The following is a 17568-nucleotide window of genomic DNA, read 5'->3' on the forward strand; positions in this document are numbered from 1 at the left end:
AACATGAACATCAGTCAGGACATCACAGTTGCGGCCAGTGGCCTCGATGCCACGGCGACCATCCAGCAGGCTATCAATGCCGCGTCATCAGCAGGCGGTGGGCGCGTTTCTCTCTCGGCGGGACGGCACGTCAGCGCCGGTCTCCAGCTCAAAAGTGGCGTAGAACTGCACCTTGCCGAAGATGCGGTACTCGCGCCGGTTTCAGACTACGACGCTTACGCGCTGACCCGTGTTTCGGTGATTGCCGAAGACTCCGATCGCGGCATGATCATCGCGAACGGCGCAAGCGATATCGCCGTCACGGGTCCAGGCCGCATCGAGGCCGGCGGTGAAAACTTCATCATCGGCGACGACAAGGCCATGGGCACCTATATCCCGGCGAAAAAGCGCCCGCGCGTCATGGTGCTTGAAAGCTGCCGCAACGTCCGTCTTGAAAACCTGAACGTTAGTGGCTCCCCCATGTGGACGCTGCATATGGTCGATTGCGAGGACCTCCATTTCCGCAATCTGCGCATCGAAAACGACCGCCGCCTTCCCAATACGGACGGCATCGTGCTGGACGCCTGCCGGCGCGCCTTGATCGAGGATTGCTTCATCTCGACCGCCGATGACGGCATCTGCCTGAAGACCAGTGCCGGGCCGGATGGCAAGGCGGTAGGAGCCTGCGCCGATATCACGGTTCGCCGCTGCACCGTTTCCAGCATGAGCTGCGCACTGAAGCTCGGCACGGAATCCTTCGGCGATTTTACAGATGTGGTGTTCGAGGATTGCAAGGTCGTGCAGTCAAACCGCGGCATGGGTCTTTTCTCCCGTGATGGCGGCGCGATGCGGAACATCCGCTTTTCAAGGATCGAGGCCGAGTGCCATGAAACGCCGGGCGGTTTCTGGGGTTCTGGCGAAGCGGTCACCGTCACCGTTGTCGACCGCCGCCCGGAGCGTCAGGCCGGCAGAGTCGACAATCTGATCGTGGAAGACTTAAGCGGTTCGATGGAAGGAGCAATCAATCTTGTCTCCACCTCGGCGGCCGGCATTCACAATGTCAGGTTCGAGCGCATCACACTTGCGCAGCAGCCAGGCAAGCTCGGCACCGGCCTGCAATACGATCTGCGCCCCACCAATGCCGATATAGCGCCAAGCGCCGATGCGGCCGGTCGCGCCAATGCCTGGACGCAGGATGCTGAGGGCCGGATTGTCGGCATGGAGGATTATCCGGGCGGCATGCCCGCGATCTATCTGGAAGGCGTTCACGACTTTTCGGCTGATGATGTCGCCATCAAAAGAGCGATGCCCTTGCCCGAGAGATGGAACGGTCAGGAGATCGTCGCGACGGCGAGCTCGGTTGAAGGGAGCATATGATGGGAAGTCTGCAACTCGAAAACCTCAACAAGGCGTTCGGCGCCGTTCATGTGCTGCATGATATCGATCTTCAGATCGAAAATGGCGAATTCGTCGTTTTCGTCGGGCCCTCGGGCTGCGGAAAATCGACGCTGCTGCGCATCATCGCCGGTTTGGAAGACGTGACGTCGGGCAGCATCGCCATCGGAAATCGCGATGTCAGCGCGCTGTCGCCGGCCGAGCGCAAGATCGCCATGGTCTTCCAGTCCTACGCGCTTTATCCACACATGAGCGTGCGCAAGAACCTCGCATTCGGGCTGGAGAACCTGCGTTTCAAGCGGGCGGAAATCGAAAGCCGCATCAACGAGGCGGCGCGCATGCTGGCCATCGAGCCCTATCTCGACCGCAAACCGAAACAGCTTTCCGGCGGCCAGCGCCAGCGTGTCGCCATCGGCCGCGCCATCGTGCGCGAGCCTGACATCTTCCTGTTCGACGAGCCTCTTTCCAACCTCGATGCGGCGCTGCGCGTGCAGACGCGGGCCGAAATCACCCGGCTGCACCGTGATATCAAAACGACGATGATCTATGTCACCCACGATCAGGTTGAAGCCATGACCATGGCCGACAAGATCGTGGTGCTGCGCGCCGGGCGCATCGAGCAAGTGGGCAGCCCGCTTGAGCTTTTTGACAATCCGCGCAATCTCTTCGTCGCCGGTTTCCTCGGTTCGCCGCGCATGAACATGCTGAAGGGCACCATCACCAAGGGCGAAGACGGCGGCATCGCCATCGATGCCGGTTACGGCGTGTCCCTGCCCTGCCTTGTCGATCCGGCGGCTGTCAGTCCCGGGCAGGCGGTTCTTGCGGGCATCCGCCCCTCGCACTTCACCATCGCGGATACCGGCCTGCCGTTCGAGGTTCAGTATCATGAAAGCCTCGGCACCGAGACCTATCTCTACGGCAATATCAAGGGCGAGAAAGAACAGATCATCGTGCACCAGGCCGGCCATTTCGCCCCCGCTTCCGGCTCGGTGCTGAAGATCATGCCAGCGCGGGAAAAGGTGCATGTCTTCGATCCCGCCACCGAACTGGCGCTGCCGCGCCTCGCGAGCGAAGGGAGAGGTTAGCATGGCCAATCCGAAGCTTGCGAGACTGTCCGACCGCGCGCTCGATGCCGTGATGGCGATTGCCGAAGTGCCGCTCAACTTCATCGAGCGGCTGATCGGCAAAAGGCGCATGCCCTATATCTTCCTGATGCCGAACCTCGTTCTTTTCGGCATCTTCACCTTCCTGCCTATTGCCATTGCCGTGGGTTACGCCTTTACCGGCGGCACCGAACTTTTGATCTCCGACCGCCCCTTCGTCGGTTTGGAGAATTTCGGCAAGCTGCTGGATTGCCAGAGCTATATGGACCCCGGCAGCTGCCGGGAATCGCTGTTCTGGACGGCAATCTGGAACACGCTGTGGTTCGTCGGCTTCAACGTCATCGCCACGTTGCTGGTCGCGCTCATCACCGCGCTCATCCTCAACAGGGCGATTGCTGCGCGCGGTTTCTTTCGCGCCATGTTCTTTTACCCGGTCCTGCTGTCGCCAGTCGTCATCGGCCTCATCTGGAAATGGTTTCTGGACCGCAACGGCCTCCTCAACGCCTTCTTCCAGATGCTGGGCGTGCCGCCGGAAATCTTCCTGCTGGATGTCGGCTGGTCGCGGTTCTTCGTCGTTGTGGTCTCGGTCTGGTTCCACATGGGCTTTTATACGCTGATCCTGCTCGCCGGCCTTCAGGCCATCCCGAAGGACCTCTATGAAGCCGCCGCCATCGACGCCGCCTCACCCCGGCGCACCCTCCTGCGCATCACCCTCCCGCTTCTCGGCCCCAACCTGCTCGTCGTGCTCATCCTCTTGATGATCCGCTCCGTCCAGATCTTTGATGAGGCATGGGTTCTGACAAATGGCGGCGGACCGGGCACGGCCAATACATTCGTGGTGCAATATATCTACCAGATGGCCTTCGGCAGCGATCTGAGGCTCTTCGGCCTGGCATCCGCCGCATCGGTTCTGATGGGCCTGGTGCTTCTTGCACTCACCCTCGTGCAGTTGCGCCTCGGCAAAAAGATGGAGTCCTGACCATGTCCAACGCCGTCTCTTTCCTCACTCGCACCCGCCGCCCCGGCCGAATCGGCCTCACCGATATCCTCTCCTGGGTCTGGCTCATCGGCGGCACGCTTGCCGTCCTCATCCCGGTCGTCTGGGCCGCCATGTCATCGCTGAAACCGGAAGCCGAAATCACCCGGTTTCCGCCGAGCCTTCTGCCACGCGCCGCCGTGCAGGTGGAAGTGCAGGGTTACGACAAACCTCTCAGCCTGTGGAAAGCCCCCATCGACGGCATGGAGCGGGAAATGGCCATGGTCCGTCGCATCGGCCTGAAAGCCCAGATGGTCGATCCCGCCAATCCCGGCCCGCCCGTCAGCGTCGATACCCGCGAAATAACGCCTGTCCAGAAACTGACCGTTGCGACGGAAAACTTTACCGATCCGCTCACCCGGTTCAGCTTTTTGACCTTCCTCAAGAACTCGGTCTTCGTCACCTTCGTCGCAACCGTCCTGACGCTGATCGTCAACGCCATGGCCGCCTTTGCGCTGTCGAAATACCGTTTCCGCGGCGAGAAAGCGATCTTCGTGCTGATCATCTCCACCTTGATGATCCCGCTCACCGTCGTCATGGTGCCGGCCTATCTCGTGATCGTCGGCGTCGGCCTCGTCGACAATCTCTGGGGCGTCATCATCCCGACGGTCGCGACGCCGACCGGCGTGTTCCTGCTCAGGCAATATATGCTGACCATTCCCGACGAACTGATCGAGGCGGCTCGCGTCGATGCGGCAAGCGAATTCCGCATATTCTGGCGCATCATCCTGCCGCTGACGGCCCCGGCGCTTGCGGTCCTCGCCATCTTCTCGGTGCTCTGGCGCTGGAACGACTTCCTCTGGCCGCTGATCGTTCTCAGCAGCCGTGAAAACTTCACGCTGCAGGTGGGGCTGAACGCCTTCCAGGGGGAGTTCTCGGTGCAATGGCACTATATCCTGGCCATGACCTTCCTGAGCCTCGCACCCGTCACCGTCGTATTCCTGTTCCTGCAGCGCTACATCACCACAGGCATTGCCGGCACGGGCATGAAATAAAACGACAAATCATTTGGGGGGCGGCGCAATGCTGCCCCTCAACACCAGCCGACAACCGAGCTCCAGCCGGTGCGCTGGACGTGTCGGATCGGCCGCCATAAGGCGCTGCTCCAGCAGCGAAAGCGCCGCACCGCCCAACCGGTCGGCGGGCAACTGGATGGTGCTGAGCGGCGGCGCACTGAAGGCCGCCGGCATGATATCGTCAAACCCCAGCACCGAAACATCGTCCGGCACCCGGATTCCTGCCTCTGTCAGGGCCTTCAGGCAGCCAAGCGCCAGATTGTCGGCGGCGCAGAAAATCGCGGTGGCGTTTCTGAGCGGCTTGTCTTCGGCCAGTAGACGGCGGATGGCGTCCTCGCCCCATTCGGGCTCATAGCTCTCCACCTCGATGACCATATCGGCGGGAACAGCGAGACCTGCCGCTAGATACGCGTCGCTATAGCCATCGTAACGGCGGCGGATCGTTGTGCGGCCCTTCCAGGTGATGTGAAGAATATTGCGATGCCCAAGAGACAGCAGATGTTCGATGCCGAGCCGCGCACCAAAACGGTTCTCGGCCGTTACCGTATCGACGATCATGGCCGGGTCCTCGCCATTGATCAGCACCACCGGCCGCGCAAGCGCAGACAGCGCCTCGACCAGTTGCGGCCTGTCATCGTTCAGGATGACGATACCGTCGACCTTTTCAGCATCCGCCGCCGCCGCCACCGCAACCGGGTCGAGTCGGCTCGTTGCGCTGACATAGGGAACGATGCGAATGCCGCGCCGCTCGCATTCACGCCGGAAACCGTTCAGCATCGTCCAGCTGACCATGTTGAGATCGCTTTGCGGTGCGGCATCATTGGTCATGGCCAGAAGCACCACGCGCAGGGTGGCGATCGTCGCCTTCTGCCTGCGGTTCTCGAGATAACCGAGCGCCCGTGCCGCCTCCAACACCCGGTCGCGAACCTGCGTGGTCAAGGGTGCGGTGCCGTTGATGGCGTGCGAAGCCGTGCTCAGCGAAACATTCGCCTCCCGCGCCACGTCCTTAAGCGTCGTCTTCCTATCCGCTTTCATATAGGGAAAATTCAACCACTCTTCTTCAGACGGTGCGGGCAGAAAGCCTGCCTCACGCAGTCGATCTAAAGATTACCCGTGCCTGTTTGCTGCTCTCTAGTCTGCAAAAGACTACAGCATCATCCGTAAATGCGGAATTGATTTCTCTTGGTTTTTTGTGACCGCGCATGACGAGGCCAATGCCGAGCGTTCCTTCGTCCATGGCGCAGATGGCGGTGGAATACGGCGTTCCAGCACGACCTTCCGCTTGGTTGATCGGTCACGAAAGACGGCGGCGACGGCACGCCGCGTCGTGTTCCCAGGAGACAAGGCAGTGAGGGCTTTCCCATCCAGATCCTCCGGGGTGACTTTCGTGGACCACTCCAGGCCACTGCAGGGTGCTCCGGCTGGATACACGCCGGCGATGTCGGACGCCGCGACTGGGCCAACTTCCGGCTAAGAGTAATCGCAAGGGCTCTTTCGAGTTCTCACGCCCGGTCTATTGGCGATGCAATCTCATGGAACTGTCCACAGGATCAAGCAGTCCAGAGGCATCGCAACCGATATGACAAGCACGCGGATATCTCTCCCGGGCTAACTGACCGATACGGCATTGTTACCACCGCGACAGGCGGTCGATTTCGCCAACCGCCAAGAAGAGATTTCCGCTCGATCCGTTCTAATTATTAGGACGCGAATTTCTTGGGCAACTGCGGAACGCCTCTCAATAGGAATTTCGTCTTGAATTCAGAATCTTACGAAATCTTCGATCAATGCTCCATCAGGCAAAAGCGCTTTTTGCCTAAATTTTTTGCAAGCATAAGATTTCATCGAAGCTCTTGCTAAAGTCGGCTTCCTCGTGAGACAAATGACCTGCGAGTAGAAGCGGTCTGAGCTTGAGTTCTGGACATTGCTCGACGGGTAAATCTGTCGGGGAGATGTCTAAATGCCGTGTAAAGTCAGTAACCTTATTCCAAATTCCGCAGAGATCGATGATGGAGCTTATCATCTTCATGCGCATCGGTGTTTTGCATGCCTGAGCAGCGAGCGTCCTGAAAAACGCAATTGCGCCATTGCCAGGTTCCTTGCGGATGGATTCCATCCGGACCGCATCACCACGCCCTGCCCGTCCTTAAAAACCGAACACTAGTTGTGAAAGGTCGCCCTATGTGCCGCACCAAGCTTGCCTCCTATGCACTTGCCGCCACCCTTGCCGCCGGCGCGGCATCCGCCGCTGACAAGGTGATCTTTCAGCTTGACTGGTTGCCGGGCGGCGACAAGGCGCCGATCTATGTCTGCCTCCAGGAAGGTTTCTGTTCGGAAGCCGGCCTTGAGGTGGAGATCGCTTCCGGTCGCGGCTCGACCGACGCCATCTCGCGCCTCGCCGCTGCATCCTCCGACATCGGCGTTTCGGATATCGGTGCCCTGATGGCCGCCCGCGCCAATGAGGGCGTGAAGGTGACCGCCGTCATGTCGCTGTTCAACAAGGGGCCGCATGCATTCTACGTCACCAAGGGCGGCGCGATTACAAGTGTCGCCGACGTCAAGGGCAAGACGATCGCGACGTCGCCATTCACATCGTCGAATGTTTATCTGCCACTGGTGCTTAAGGATGCCGGCATCGACATGGCGGATGTTAAACTCATCAAGGCTGATCCCGGCGCGCTCGGACCCATGCTGATGACCGGCAATGCCGACGGCATCATCGCCTGGATGACCGACCTCACGCGCTACAGCAATCAGGGCAAGGAAGCCGGGAAGGAAATCATTGCCCTGCCGTGGTCTGCCGCCGGTCTCGAGCTCTATTCCGCATCTCTCATCGCCAGCGATGATTTCCTCGCCAAGCGTCCGCAGGTCGCCGCGCGCTTCGTCGCGGCCTACAAGAAATCAGTCGAGTTCGCCAAGGAAAATCCGGAGAAGGCGGCTTCGGCCGTCACCGCCATCGTGCCGGAGCTCGGCTCTGAAGATGTTCAGGGTTCGCTCAAGGACACGCTGCCGCTCATTTTCAACGAGGTGACGGACAAGGACGGCCTCGGCGCCTTTGAAACAGCTCGCCTCGCTGAAACCTGGCGCCGTGTTTCCCAAGCGCAGAACATTGACCCGGCCAAGCTCGATCCGGAAACCATGGTCAACCGCACCTTCATGGTAACGGAGTAACGCTCATGGCGATGCCCGCTATTCGCTTCGAGAGGCTGGGACAGGTTTTCGAGACCCGATCCGGACGCACGGAAGCCCTGCGCGACGTCAGTTTCGATGTGGCACGGCATGAGTTCGTCTCGATCCTCGGTCCTTCGGGGTGCGGGAAATCGACCCTGCTGCGCATGATCGCCGGCCTGCTGAAGCCGACATCCGGCTCGGTGGAGGTTTTCGGCCTGCCGGTGACGGCCCCGCGTGATGACATCGGCATCGTTTTTCAGAAACCGACGCTGCTTCCCTGGGCCACCGTCGAAGACAATGTCGTATTTCCCGCACGCCACAAGACCGGCCGGGTGACCGCACAGGAGCGCGAGCGCGCGGGTGAACTCCTGAAGATGGTCGGGCTGTCCGGCTTCGAGAAACGCCTGCCGGACGAGTTGTCTGGCGGCATGCAGCAGCGCGTCGGTATCGCCCGCGCGCTGCTCATGGATCCAGATATCCTGCTCATGGACGAACCCTTCTCGGCCCTGGATGCGCTGACGCGCGAGGTGATGGGCTTCGACCTTCTGCGTATCTTCTCCGAGCGCCCGAAGACCGTGGTCTTCATTACGCATTCGGTCAACGAGGCTGCGCTTCTGTCCGACCGGGTATTGGTGATGACCGGCCGACCGGGTTCGATCCTGACCGAAGTTACCGTACCCGTGGGCCGGCCGCGTGGCCCTGAAACTACAAAGGACAAGGCGATCCATGACCTCTCCAACCACCTCCGCGATCTCCTCCTCACCCGCCACGCGGCTTGAGGCCATGCAGACCCGCACGCCACCAGTTGCTTTCCTCAAGCAGGTGCTCGCATGGCCGGGCATCACGACCGCTGCGGCTCTTATCGGTGCCGTGCTTCTGTGGGAAGCGGCGGCGCGGCTCCTGTCTATCCCCACCTATCTGCTTCCACCACCGAGTGCGATCCTCGGCTCGTTCTCTTCTATTGGCCTCGAACGCTGGATGGGCCACATCGTCGCAACGCTGCGGGTGGCGCTGATCGGCTACGCGATGTCCATCGTCATCGCCATTCCGCTCGCGGTCGTCATGATGCGCTCGCCCTTCCTGTCGCGAACGCTCTATCCGCTGCTCGTCGTCGTGCAATCGACGCCGGTGGTGGCGATCGCGCCGATCATCATCGTGGTGCTCGGGGCCGGCGATGCACCACGCATCGTCATCACCTGTCTCATCACCTTCTTTCCGCTTGTCGTCTCAACCGCAACGGGCCTTGCCGCGACCCCGCCCGAGCTGATTGAACTATCGCGAAGCCTGCGCGCCTCCGGCTTTCGCGAAATTACCCAGATCCGTCTGCCCTTTGCGGTGCCTTACATCTTCTCGGCCTTGAAAATCTCGATCACGCTCGCCGTCATAGGTGCCGTCGTCGCGGAATTCTGCGCCTCGGAAGCAGGCGTCGGTTACTTCATCCAGCTTTCGACCTCGCTGTTCAAGCTGCCGCAGGCCTGGGCCGGTCTGTTGGTACTGGCCACTATGTCGCTGCTGCTGTTTCAGGCCGTGGTGCTGACGCAGAAACTTTTCTTTCCCTGGAGCCTGCCGAAGAGCAGCTGAGCCCATCCGGAGTAGAAGCAGTCGGGCCTTGCCCGGACATTGCTCCTCAACCGCCGGCGCGCCGGCATCCACCTAAGGAGAATCGTATGAATATCCAGACCGACACGCTTGCAGAACTCGCCAAGGAAGCAACCATCGGCGGCATGGGCACGACCGTTGACCGGGAAATCCCCGTCATCGACCTTTCCGACTTCGATAACCGCAAGCATGAGATCGCCGATGCACTCTGGCAGGCCTCGATCGATATCGGCTTCTTCCAGGTATACAACCACGGCATCGCCCAGGAAGACATCGACGCGGCCTTCGACACGGCATGGACGTTCTTTGAACTGCCGGCAGAGGTGAAGGCAAAAACCCCGATGCCGAAGGGCATCAATGCCGGCTGGGAATTCAAGGCGCAGGTTCGTCCCTCCACAGGCACGCCGGACAACAAGGAGAGTTTCCAGCTCACCCGGCCGGACATGATCCGCCTCAATCTCTGGCCGAGCGAAGAGGATCTTCCAGGCTTTCGGGAAAAGATGCTCCGCTTCGAGCGTCAGAACTGGGAACTCGGCATGCGCATCCTCTCCTGCTTCGCACTGAAGATGGGCTTTGCCGAGGATTTCTTCACCGTGGCGCATGACCCATCTTCGGATCAGTACCAGTCGACGCTGCGGCTCATCCATTACATGTCGATGGAAGGTGCCAAGCCGGAAGACTTTACCTCATGGCGTGCCGGCGCCCATTCCGACTTCGATTGCCTGACCATCCTTCATCAAAAGGAAGGCGAAGGCGGGCTTCAGGTATGCCCGGGCAAAGATGCGGCCCTCAAGGAATGGACGGATGTTCCGCCGCGCAAGGGTTACATCACCTGCAACATCGGCGACATGCTGATGCGCTGGTCGGACGACCAACTGCAATCGACGTTGCATCGGGTACGCATGCCGCGCGAGGGCGAATACATGGGGCGGCGCCTGTCGCTGCCTTTCTTCTGCCAGGCAAACCGCGATGCGGTCATGCAGGGTCCGCTCGGTAAATACGAGCCGATCACCGCCGGCGAGTACCTGACCCGCCGCATCAACGCCAATTTCGCCAAGAAGTGACGTTGAAGATGGTCCGTTGCGGTGACATCGTGGAACAGTCAATCCGACTCCCGTCAGGCAACGGACCCATCATGCTTCATGGACGCGCGCTGCGCTATATCGACGAGGTTGCCCGACAGGGCTCTATCCGCAAGGCGGCAAAGACATTGCATGTCGCCGCCTCTGCGGTGAACCGCTACATCCTGGAACTTGAAGAAGAGCTGCAAGCGCCCATTTTCGAGCGTCTGCCCCGCGGACTGAAATTGACCAGCTCCGGTGAAATCCTGATCCAGCATATTCGCGAAACCCTGCAGGCTCATCAGCGAATGCGTGCTCAAATCCAGTCGCTCAAGGGATTGAATCGCGGTGAGGTGGTGATTGCGACGATGGCAACACTTGCTGCCGGCCGGATCGCCGAGATCGTTGCAGCCTACCGCGAAAAACATCCGCAGGTCAGCCTGCGGATCATGGTGGGCGACCGGACGACCGTCGCAGAGATGGTGGCACTCGGCCAAGCCGATCTCGCCGTCGCCTACAACCTGCCCGACGACACCCGGCTGCAACGCGCCGCGGAATTCCGTCACGCGCTGGGCGCGGTCGTCGCTCCCACCCATCCGCTCGCAACCCGCAGCACCGTGCGCATGTCCGATTGCCTGCTCTATCCGCTGGTTCTGGCGGATCGGTCACTGTCGCTGCGCGAGGTCGTTGAGGCGACAGCCCCGGCGCGGGCCACCCTCGTTCCCGTTGTAGAGACCAATTCGATGGAACTGATGAAACGCCTTGCCCGGACAGCGCCTCACATCACGTTCCTCAACAGACTCGATGTGGATCGCGAGACTGCGACCGGCGAACTGGTTTTCATCCCGCTGACCGGAACCGGCTCGTTGCAACGGCTCAATATCCTCCACCGCGCCCGCGGCTCACTCTCGCCTGCCGGCAGCCATTTCATGCAATTTGCGCAGGAGCGTTTGCTTGCCTCGTTCGACGAGAGCTGACTGCCCGGCACCCACCCGATAGAGACCCGCCATGAACGATATTTCCCTATTTCCCAACCTTGCCGCCCGTTTGGCGAGACCCGAGCGCATTCGTCTGGCAAAGGCGCGCGTGCCGGTCGCCCTGCTTGCCGATGACGTGCCTGATTTTGCCAAGGTGGACCGGGACGGCTCGGCGCTCGTCGACATTCTGATCGAGAACGGCAGGATTGCGGCCATAATGCCCACCTTTGTCGACAGTGATGAAGATACAGTCGCACTCGACGGCCGCCATGTCTGGCCGTTGCTGATTGACGCACATGCCCATCTCGACAAGGGCCACACCTTGGGCCGAGCGCCCGATTCCGGAGGAACGCATCCTGGCGCGCGCGCGGCAACCACGGCGGACCGTCTCGCCCACTGGAACACCGATGACCTTCTGCGGCGGATGGAATTCGGCCTTGCGACGGCTGACGCCCATGGCGTTGCAGCCATCCGCACCCATCTCGACAGCCACGAGGGACAAGCGGAAATCACCTGGAACGCTTTTGCAGAGGTGCGCGAGCGCTGGAAAAGCCGCATCACCCTGCAAGCCGCCGGCCTCGTGCCACTTGATGCCTACAGCGACGATTATGGCGCGCGTCTTGCAGATATCGTTGCCGGCCACGACGGCCTGCTGGGTGGCGTCACCCGTGCCTCCGGCGGAACGCACGGGGCAAGCCTCGACGATATCGACCTGCTGCTTGATCGGCTGTTCGTGCTGGCGAAGGAGCGGGAACTGAATGTCGACCTGCATGTCGATGAGGCCGCGCAAGCCGATGCTTTGCCGCATGTTGCGCGTGCCGCCATCCGCCATGGCTACGAGGGGCGCGTAACCTGCGGCCACTGCTGCTCGCTTGCGCTTCTGGGCGAGCAGGAACTACGCGACACTATCGCGCTGATCGCGGATGCCGGCATTTCGATCATCACGCTGCCAACAGTCAACATGTATCTTCAGGACCGCAAAGACGGTCGTACCCCGCGCTGGCGTGGGGTCACGCCGGTAAAGGAACTGCGGGCGGCGGGCATTCGGGTGGCTGCGGCCGGAGATAATTGTCGTGATCCCTTCTTTGCCTATGGCGACCATGACATGCTGGATACCTGGCGGCAGGCGGTACGTATCCTTCACCTCGACCACCCTTACGCGGATGCAGCCGCGCTTGCCGGCCCAGCACCGGCCCGCATCATGGGCATTGACGCCGGCACGATCAGCGTGGGGCGCCCGGCGGACCTGATGATCCTGGAGGCCTGGAGTCTCGATCAGGTCATCGCCCGCCCACACGCCGATCGTATCATTCTCCGCAAGGGGATCCTATCCAACAGGACATTGCCCTCCTACAGCAAGCTGGCCGATTTTCGGACGGTGTAAGTCCGGCGCTGCTCATGCTTGAAACACCAAGGGACAGCGGCGTGTTGAGTTTCGGCTGGGTGCAGACAAATCATGGACGCAGCCGCCGCAGAACCTCCATGTCTGGATGAATGCGAAAAGGCGCCGGGCGGGCCGCCGGGCGCCTTTCAATTATCTGCAAATCTATCGCCTGATCAGTGGGCCTTCATCTCGCGCACGATCTCATCCGCCTTCTTCGAGGACGGATAGTAGGTCGGCCAATTGGTCACCTCGTTCAGAAGCGCGGCGCGGTCATTGCCCCAGTAGAGATGATAGTGGTCGGCCTTGTTCGGCGCAATCTGGTGATCACTGAACTGGATGAACTGCGGTGCTGCCGCATCGCCCTCGGTCTTCTTGAAGATGAAGCGGACGCCTCGGTTGCCCTTCTTGTAGGTCAGGACCTCCTTGCCATCATAGGCATAGCGACCGGCCAGCGGCTTGCCCTTTTCGTAGAAGGTCACCATGTCGCCTTCGACGGTGATGCGCTCGACATCGGTCTTGTAACCGACCTCGTACTCGGCACGGATGTCATCAACGCTCGTGGTACCCTTTTCAGCCTTATGCTTCCAAACCGGCTCGAGTGTGCCATCCTTCAGATACGGGTAGACCGACTGCCAATCGCCGGCGTAGTCCGAGAGCGGGCGGTCTTTGATCTGGGCGTCTTCGAAATAGCCGGCGTAAATTTTCGGATCGCCATGGCTGTGCGCGTGCTCACCATCGTGGTTGTGGTCATGACCGGCATGATCATGCCCCTCACCCTCGTGAACCTTGCCGCTGCCGCCGGCAACCGCGATGTTGTAGGGCTTGCCCTCAACCTTGATCGTACCGACTTCCTTGAGCTCTTCCTTGGAGATCCGACGGACCAGTCCAGCATTCGGATCACTCATGACGACCTCGTCGCCCGCCATGGCGATGCGGGGGCGCGGATCGTTCCAGTGACCGTCCATGGAATAGGGCTCGGTTACTTTGGCGCTCTTGGTAACCTTCCCGTCAAGAACGTCGATCTGATGCAGCGAGCCGTCTTCAGTCAGAACGTATCCGAAGCGCGCGTTTGCCGGATCGAGAGCGAAGTCGATACGGCGGAACGGCAGTTCGATGTAACGGAAGTTCGGCGCATCGATGGGATCGACCACAACGAGGCCCTTGGCGCCGTAGTTGCCCAGGAAGACCTGCAGGCTTTTGGCGCCAAGCAGCGTGCCTGTGGTCTGGCCTGCCGGCAGATCGGCAGGGTAGGTCAGCATTTTTGTAACGGGGCCATCCTTGCCCGCAGTTACCGTCAGGATGCCTTCCTTGCAACCTGCTGCGAGATATGCCCCTGATAACGCCTCGCCGTGGATGCCGGTGCAGGTGGCGACATCACCCGCCGGTGTTCCATCTTCCTTCACGGCGCGCAGTCCAACGCGCGTCGGAGCGGCATCGCCCTCGACCAGTGCATCGGAAGCGACCGTCGTAACCCAACCGCTACCCACGGGAGCGGCAAAGCCATGATGCGCCCGTGCCTGCTTTAACTCCTTCGACTCGACTTCGCCGTGCGAAAGCTCGTGCGCATCAACGATGGCCGCATAGCCGCCCTTGTCGAAATTGATTACCACCTTGCCGTCGTGATCAATGACGTGGAACGGCCGAGGTCCAGTCAAAGCCTCCTTAACCGCATTCGGCTCTTCGATTTCAATGTCTGAATGATCGCCGTGAGAATGCAGCGAGATGCCGCTGTTGATGAAGTTTACGGCATCGTCGTCCGACTGGACTGAGACGATGGCAGCGCCTTCGTTGACGCTGTAGAGCTTGTTCTGGCCCTTTGTCTCAAACGTCCAGCGGTTCTCCGGCTTGCCAAGATCAAAGGCGGTTACCTTGCCTGCTTCATGGTCGCCGACGAACACGCGATATAGCGTGACGTTTTCCTCATTCTCTTCAGCAAAGGCAGCAGGCCCGAACAGGCTTACCGTCATGGCAAGAGCGGATACGCCCGGGATCAGATGTCTCACGTTTCTCTCCTTCTATATGACATATCGTAACGTTGCTGGGTGGGATTCGAGACTGCTTCAGTGAGCTCAGCCGCGATTGATGGCCTGCGAGAGCGTCTTGACGTTGTATCGCATCATCTCGATGTAGCTTGGCGCCGGGCCATCCGGTGGAGAGAGGGCATCGGAATAAAGGACGCCACCAAGCTCAAGCCCGGCCTCAGACGCGATCTGTTCGATGAGCCGCGCATCGGAAATGTTCTCCGAGAACACGGCAGCAGCCTTCTTCTCTCGAATCTCACGGATGAGGGAGGCGACGTCTGCGGCAGAAGCCTCGGATTCAGTCGAAACACCCTGCGGGGACAGAAAGGATATGCCATAATCCCGCTCGAAATAACGGAAGGCATTGTGCGCGACGACCGCCACACGGTGATCCTGTGGAATCTTGCCGATCTGCGCCCTGATGTCGGCGTCGAGCGCCGCCAATTTTTCAGTGTAGGTAGCAGCGTTCGCCTTGTAGGCTTCGCATCCGCCAGCGTCGGCTGCACAAAACGCCTTTTCGATGTTCTGGACGTAGGTTTTGACATTCCCAACCGATTGCCAGGCATGCGGATCATTCGGTGTGGCATGAAAAATCGCCTTGCCGTCGACGAAATGGTAATGGCCACCGGTCGGGTCATTGAGGATGTCGGCGCCGTCGGTGATGGCGGTGACCGGCGCATCGGTCTGGCTTGCCTCGATCAGGCGCTCCATGAACCCTTCAAGAAGCAGGCCGTTGACAAGAATGACGTCGGCGCGGGCCAAGGCCATGGCATCGGCGGGGCGCGGTTCATAGACATGCGCGTCGCCATCCGGACCGACAAGCGTTCTAAGCTCGATGTGATCACCGCCGACCTGCTTTGCCAGGTCTCCGATGATGGAAAAGCTCGCCACGACCGACAGTTTTTTGTCCTGCGCATAGGCAGGCGCACCCAATGTGCCGAGCGAGGCGACAAGGAGACCGGCAAAAAGGAACGTTCGTTTCTTCATTGGTGTTTCCAGATTTAGCTTGAGATCAGGCAGTCAGATGAAGGGACCGCGGCAGAAGCATGCCGCGAGGGCTTGCGACGACGGACAGGAAATAGACGGCGCGGCGCGCCGGCGGCCACCAGGCAGGCGCTGCTCATCGGTCGCAACAGTCCAACAATGCCCCTCACCAAGGTCGACTTTCCCGATCCATTGCCGCCAACGTCGGTGACGAGGCTGCCCTTGTGCACCGCTTCGGTCAGGTGGTGTACAGCGGGATTCCTCTTGTACCCGAGCGTCAATTCGCTGAATGTCAGGCAGACGTCCTGCATCTTTTTCCCTTCGGTCGACCTCCATCGCGGTCGCTCGGAATTAACCGGGACTGCTTATGTAATGTTATTACATTCGTCAACCGATAATGTGACGTTATAACAGATCAAGCATCGGATCGGGATGCTGGCAGGGGCTGATGCAGTTGTGAAGCCTTCGATTTCTTTTGCGGCTGGCTTGCCCATCCCTCGCGGGCGGCATCGGTCATCTCATCCGGCATTCATCTGGCGCTCGCGATCACGCAGGAGATGCGCGCAGCAACGGGCGGCGTTCTCGCTCTTGGCCGAAGTTATCGCGTGTTCTTCGGATTCCCCTGAGCAGCAATCCAGAGATTTGGAATCACATATGTGCCAAAGGCTTTGGTGGAGCAACAAATCGCGGACGGGCAATTACGGGCTGTGCTTGACGACTGGAGTTTGCCTTTCATCGGCTACCATCTCTACTATCCCGGCAGAGGCCAGATATCTCAAGCGATGATAGTGGTCGTTTATGCTCCTAGACAGCGCGCGAAAGCGTAACGTCGCTTGAGTTTTTGGGTCTTACCGAGCCCCACTTGGACCAGGGAGTGATCACGTTCAGTCCAGCAGCCTCGAAAGGACTTGTGTCACGAGTTGATATCGCAAGGCCATTTGCTGCCGCTGTGGCTGCAATGCAATGTAGCCATCGGCCGCGCCTCAAACCGTCCATAAATCGCCGCCCGCAGCGAACCGCGGGCGGCAAGGCGTTCAGAGCGCCTGGCAGATATGGTCGATGCTGTCCCGCACGGCAGCGCCAGGATCCTTCAACTCGTGCACCTCGGTTGCGAAGGGTTCGAAACTGTAAGGTCCCTTGTAACCGGACGCCTCCAGCCTCCTGATCTGGGCAATATTTTCCAGCCTGTCGCCTCCATCCACCAGTACACGGTGGGCGTCCAGCATGTCGGCGACGGAGACGCCGGGGTCGATCACGCCGGAAATATGCACGAGGCCGGTACGTTCGGGGAAGAACTCCGTCTCGCCTGCGAGATGGTGGTGGAAGGTGTCGTGCACCAGCCTGTAGACATCGCCGCCGCCTGCCGCATCGATGGCCCTGATCGCTTCGGCCTTGGTGCGCATCGAAGAGATCGGGAAACCGAGCGGCTCGACGAAACCAATCAGGTCACGTTCCTCGAGGATCGGTTTCATGGCCTTCAACGCCGCCACGAGATCGTCGAAGGAAACCACTGTACCGTCGTTAAGCGGGCACATGACCAGCGCTTTCGCGCCGCTTGCCGCCGCATAATCGGCCATGGCGACGGCCCGCGCAGGCAGGTCGCCCGACCAGACGTTGAAGGGATAAAGCGCATTGATCGAGATGATCGTCACGCCGGCCTTTTCGGCCGCCGCCTTCACGGCCGCCGGCTCCACCGTGCCGACGATATCAGGCAGGTCGTTGCGGATTTCGACTTCAGTGAGGCCGAGTTCGCGGGCTGTCGCGAAGAACGTCTCAACGGAAAGCTTCGGCGCGGTGATGTGGTTGAGGGCAAAACGCATGAAAGACCTCACTGATAAAGGG

17 protein-coding genes are annotated in these 17568 nt (G+C 60.3%); 11 read left to right on the top strand and 6 right to left on the bottom strand.

Features of this window, described 5'->3' with window-relative positions:
• Positions 1–3 precede the first annotated feature (3 nt).
• Genes pglB through PL597_RS23885 form a run of 4 tightly spaced genes read left to right on the top strand, consistent with a single transcriptional unit; the run spans position 4 to position 4508 of the window.
• Positions 4–1356, top strand: a complete 1353-nt coding sequence (gene pglB, locus PL597_RS23870; protein ID WP_271366410.1) for a polygalacturonase PglB — start codon at positions 4–6, stop codon at positions 1354–1356.
• Positions 1356–2459 carry an ABC transporter ATP-binding protein gene (locus tag PL597_RS23875; protein WP_271366394.1) on the top strand — a complete coding sequence of 368 codons (1104 nt, stop codon included), beginning with the start codon at positions 1356–1358 and terminating at the stop codon, positions 2457–2459. Before pglB ends, PL597_RS23875 begins: the two co-directional genes overlap by 1 nt.
• A 1-nt stretch (position 2460) precedes the next feature.
• Positions 2461–3456: a carbohydrate ABC transporter permease gene (locus PL597_RS23880; RefSeq protein ID WP_137412010.1), complete on the top strand. Its 996-nt coding sequence runs from the start codon at positions 2461–2463 to the stop codon at positions 3454–3456.
• 2 nt (positions 3457–3458) lie between these two features.
• A complete protein-coding gene (locus PL597_RS23885; RefSeq protein ID WP_137412009.1) occupies positions 3459–4508 on the top strand; it encodes a carbohydrate ABC transporter permease in 1050 nt (349 codons plus the stop codon).
• A 9-nt stretch (positions 4509–4517) separates the two neighbouring features.
• Here the strand turns inward: PL597_RS23885 and PL597_RS23890 are convergent, their stop codons facing one another.
• Positions 4518–5564 (bottom strand): LacI family DNA-binding transcriptional regulator, encoded by a 1047-nt coding sequence (locus tag PL597_RS23890; RefSeq protein WP_170985655.1) that lies wholly within the window; start codon positions 5562–5564, stop codon positions 4518–4520.
• A gap of 781 nt (positions 5565–6345) precedes the next feature.
• On the bottom strand, positions 6346–6645 hold the full coding sequence (locus PL597_RS23895; protein WP_271366397.1) for a hypothetical protein: 300 nt from the start codon (positions 6643–6645) through the stop codon (positions 6346–6348).
• 65 nt (positions 6646–6710) lie between these two features.
• Between PL597_RS23895 and PL597_RS23900 the strand changes: the two genes are divergently transcribed.
• The 6 genes from PL597_RS23900 (at position 6711) to PL597_RS23925 (ending at position 12721) form a co-directional block, all read left to right on the top strand.
• The gene (locus PL597_RS23900; RefSeq protein WP_271366399.1) at positions 6711–7700 is read left to right on the top strand and encodes an ABC transporter substrate-binding protein; all 990 of its coding nucleotides are present in this window, start codon (positions 6711–6713) and stop codon (positions 7698–7700) included.
• Between the two features lie 5 nt (positions 7701–7705).
• Positions 7706–8479 carry an ABC transporter ATP-binding protein gene (locus PL597_RS23905; protein ID WP_271366400.1) on the top strand — a complete coding sequence of 258 codons (774 nt, stop codon included), beginning with the start codon at positions 7706–7708 and terminating at the stop codon, positions 8477–8479.
• Between the two features lie 4 nt (positions 8480–8483).
• Positions 8484–9281: an ABC transporter permease gene (locus tag PL597_RS23910; RefSeq protein WP_271366412.1), complete on the top strand. Its 798-nt coding sequence runs from the start codon at positions 8484–8486 to the stop codon at positions 9279–9281.
• A gap of 86 nt (positions 9282–9367) precedes the next feature.
• Positions 9368–10363: an isopenicillin N synthase family dioxygenase gene (locus tag PL597_RS23915; RefSeq protein ID WP_077984004.1), complete on the top strand. Its 996-nt coding sequence runs from the start codon at positions 9368–9370 to the stop codon at positions 10361–10363.
• Between the two features lie 2 nt (positions 10364–10365).
• Positions 10366–11337 (top strand): LysR family transcriptional regulator, encoded by a 972-nt coding sequence (locus tag PL597_RS23920; RefSeq protein WP_217004000.1) that lies wholly within the window; start codon positions 10366–10368, stop codon positions 11335–11337.
• A 31-nt stretch (positions 11338–11368) separates the two neighbouring features.
• On the top strand, positions 11369–12721 hold the full coding sequence (locus tag PL597_RS23925) for a cytosine deaminase (RefSeq protein WP_271366403.1): 1353 nt from the start codon (positions 11369–11371) through the stop codon (positions 12719–12721).
• A gap of 173 nt (positions 12722–12894) precedes the next feature.
• On the opposite strand, the gene PL597_RS26280 is transcribed toward PL597_RS23925, so the two are convergent.
• The 3 genes from PL597_RS26280 to PL597_RS23940 form a co-directional block, all read right to left on the bottom strand.
• On the bottom strand, positions 12895–13533 hold the full coding sequence (locus PL597_RS26280; RefSeq protein WP_416372249.1) for a ZinT family metal-binding protein: 639 nt from the start codon (positions 13531–13533) through the stop codon (positions 12895–12897).
• A 1257-nt stretch (positions 13534–14790) separates the two neighbouring features.
• Entirely contained in the window at positions 14791–15729 is a 939-nt protein-coding gene (gene aztC, locus PL597_RS23935) for a zinc ABC transporter substrate-binding protein AztC (RefSeq protein ID WP_137412000.1), read from the bottom strand.
• A 14-nt stretch (positions 15730–15743) separates the two neighbouring features.
• Positions 15744–16037, bottom strand: coding sequence for an ATP-binding cassette domain-containing protein (locus PL597_RS23940; RefSeq protein WP_077984009.1), 294 nt, complete (start codon positions 16035–16037; stop codon positions 15744–15746).
• Between the two features lie 321 nt (positions 16038–16358).
• On the opposite strand from PL597_RS23940, the gene PL597_RS23945 reads away from it, so the two are divergent.
• Positions 16359–16553 carry a LysR substrate-binding domain-containing protein gene (locus tag PL597_RS23945; RefSeq protein WP_333781949.1) on the top strand — a complete coding sequence of 65 codons (195 nt, stop codon included), beginning with the start codon at positions 16359–16361 and terminating at the stop codon, positions 16551–16553.
• A 207-nt stretch (positions 16554–16760) separates the two neighbouring features.
• Here the strand turns inward: PL597_RS23945 and PL597_RS23950 are convergent, their stop codons facing one another.
• Positions 16761–17546 carry a TIM barrel protein gene (locus tag PL597_RS23950; protein ID WP_271366415.1) on the bottom strand — a complete coding sequence of 262 codons (786 nt, stop codon included), beginning with the start codon at positions 17544–17546 and terminating at the stop codon, positions 16761–16763.
• Between the last annotated feature and the right edge of the window lie 22 nt (positions 17547–17568).

This window comes from Agrobacterium sp. ST15.13.013 (assembly GCF_027956525.1).
In the GTDB taxonomy this organism is placed as follows: Bacteria; Pseudomonadota; Alphaproteobacteria; order Rhizobiales; family Rhizobiaceae; genus Agrobacterium; species Agrobacterium salinitolerans.

What these genes read in the sequence shown, in the direction of transcription:
- pglB (WP_271366410.1), top strand. Translation starts at nt 4, where the DNA reads ATGAACATCAGTCAGGACATCACAGTTGCGGCCAGTGGCCTCGATGCC.
- PL597_RS23875 (WP_271366394.1), top strand. Translation starts at nt 1,356, where the DNA reads ATGGGAAGTCTGCAACTCGAAAACCTCAACAAGGCGTTCGGCGCCGTT.
- PL597_RS23880 (WP_137412010.1), top strand. Translation starts at nt 2,461, where the DNA reads ATGGCCAATCCGAAGCTTGCGAGACTGTCCGACCGCGCGCTCGATGCC.
- PL597_RS23885 (WP_137412009.1), top strand. Translation starts at nt 3,459, where the DNA reads ATGTCCAACGCCGTCTCTTTCCTCACTCGCACCCGCCGCCCCGGCCGA.
- PL597_RS23890 (WP_170985655.1), bottom strand. Translation starts at nt 5,564, where the DNA reads ATGAAAGCGGATAGGAAGACGACGCTTAAGGACGTGGCGCGGGAGGCG.
- PL597_RS23895 (WP_271366397.1), bottom strand. Translation starts at nt 6,645, where the DNA reads ATGGAATCCATCCGCAAGGAACCTGGCAATGGCGCAATTGCGTTTTTC.
- PL597_RS23900 (WP_271366399.1), top strand. Translation starts at nt 6,711, where the DNA reads ATGTGCCGCACCAAGCTTGCCTCCTATGCACTTGCCGCCACCCTTGCC.
- PL597_RS23905 (WP_271366400.1), top strand. Translation starts at nt 7,706, where the DNA reads ATGGCGATGCCCGCTATTCGCTTCGAGAGGCTGGGACAGGTTTTCGAG.
- PL597_RS23910 (WP_271366412.1), top strand. Translation starts at nt 8,484, where the DNA reads ATGCAGACCCGCACGCCACCAGTTGCTTTCCTCAAGCAGGTGCTCGCA.
- PL597_RS23915 (WP_077984004.1), top strand. Translation starts at nt 9,368, where the DNA reads ATGAATATCCAGACCGACACGCTTGCAGAACTCGCCAAGGAAGCAACC.
- PL597_RS23925 (WP_271366403.1), top strand. Translation starts at nt 11,369, where the DNA reads ATGAACGATATTTCCCTATTTCCCAACCTTGCCGCCCGTTTGGCGAGA.
- aztC (WP_137412000.1), bottom strand. Translation starts at nt 15,729, where the DNA reads ATGAAGAAACGAACGTTCCTTTTTGCCGGTCTCCTTGTCGCCTCGCTC.
- PL597_RS23940 (WP_077984009.1), bottom strand. Translation starts at nt 16,037, where the DNA reads ATGCAGGACGTCTGCCTGACATTCAGCGAATTGACGCTCGGGTACAAG.
- PL597_RS23950 (WP_271366415.1), bottom strand. Translation starts at nt 17,546, where the DNA reads ATGCGTTTTGCCCTCAACCACATCACCGCGCCGAAGCTTTCCGTTGAG.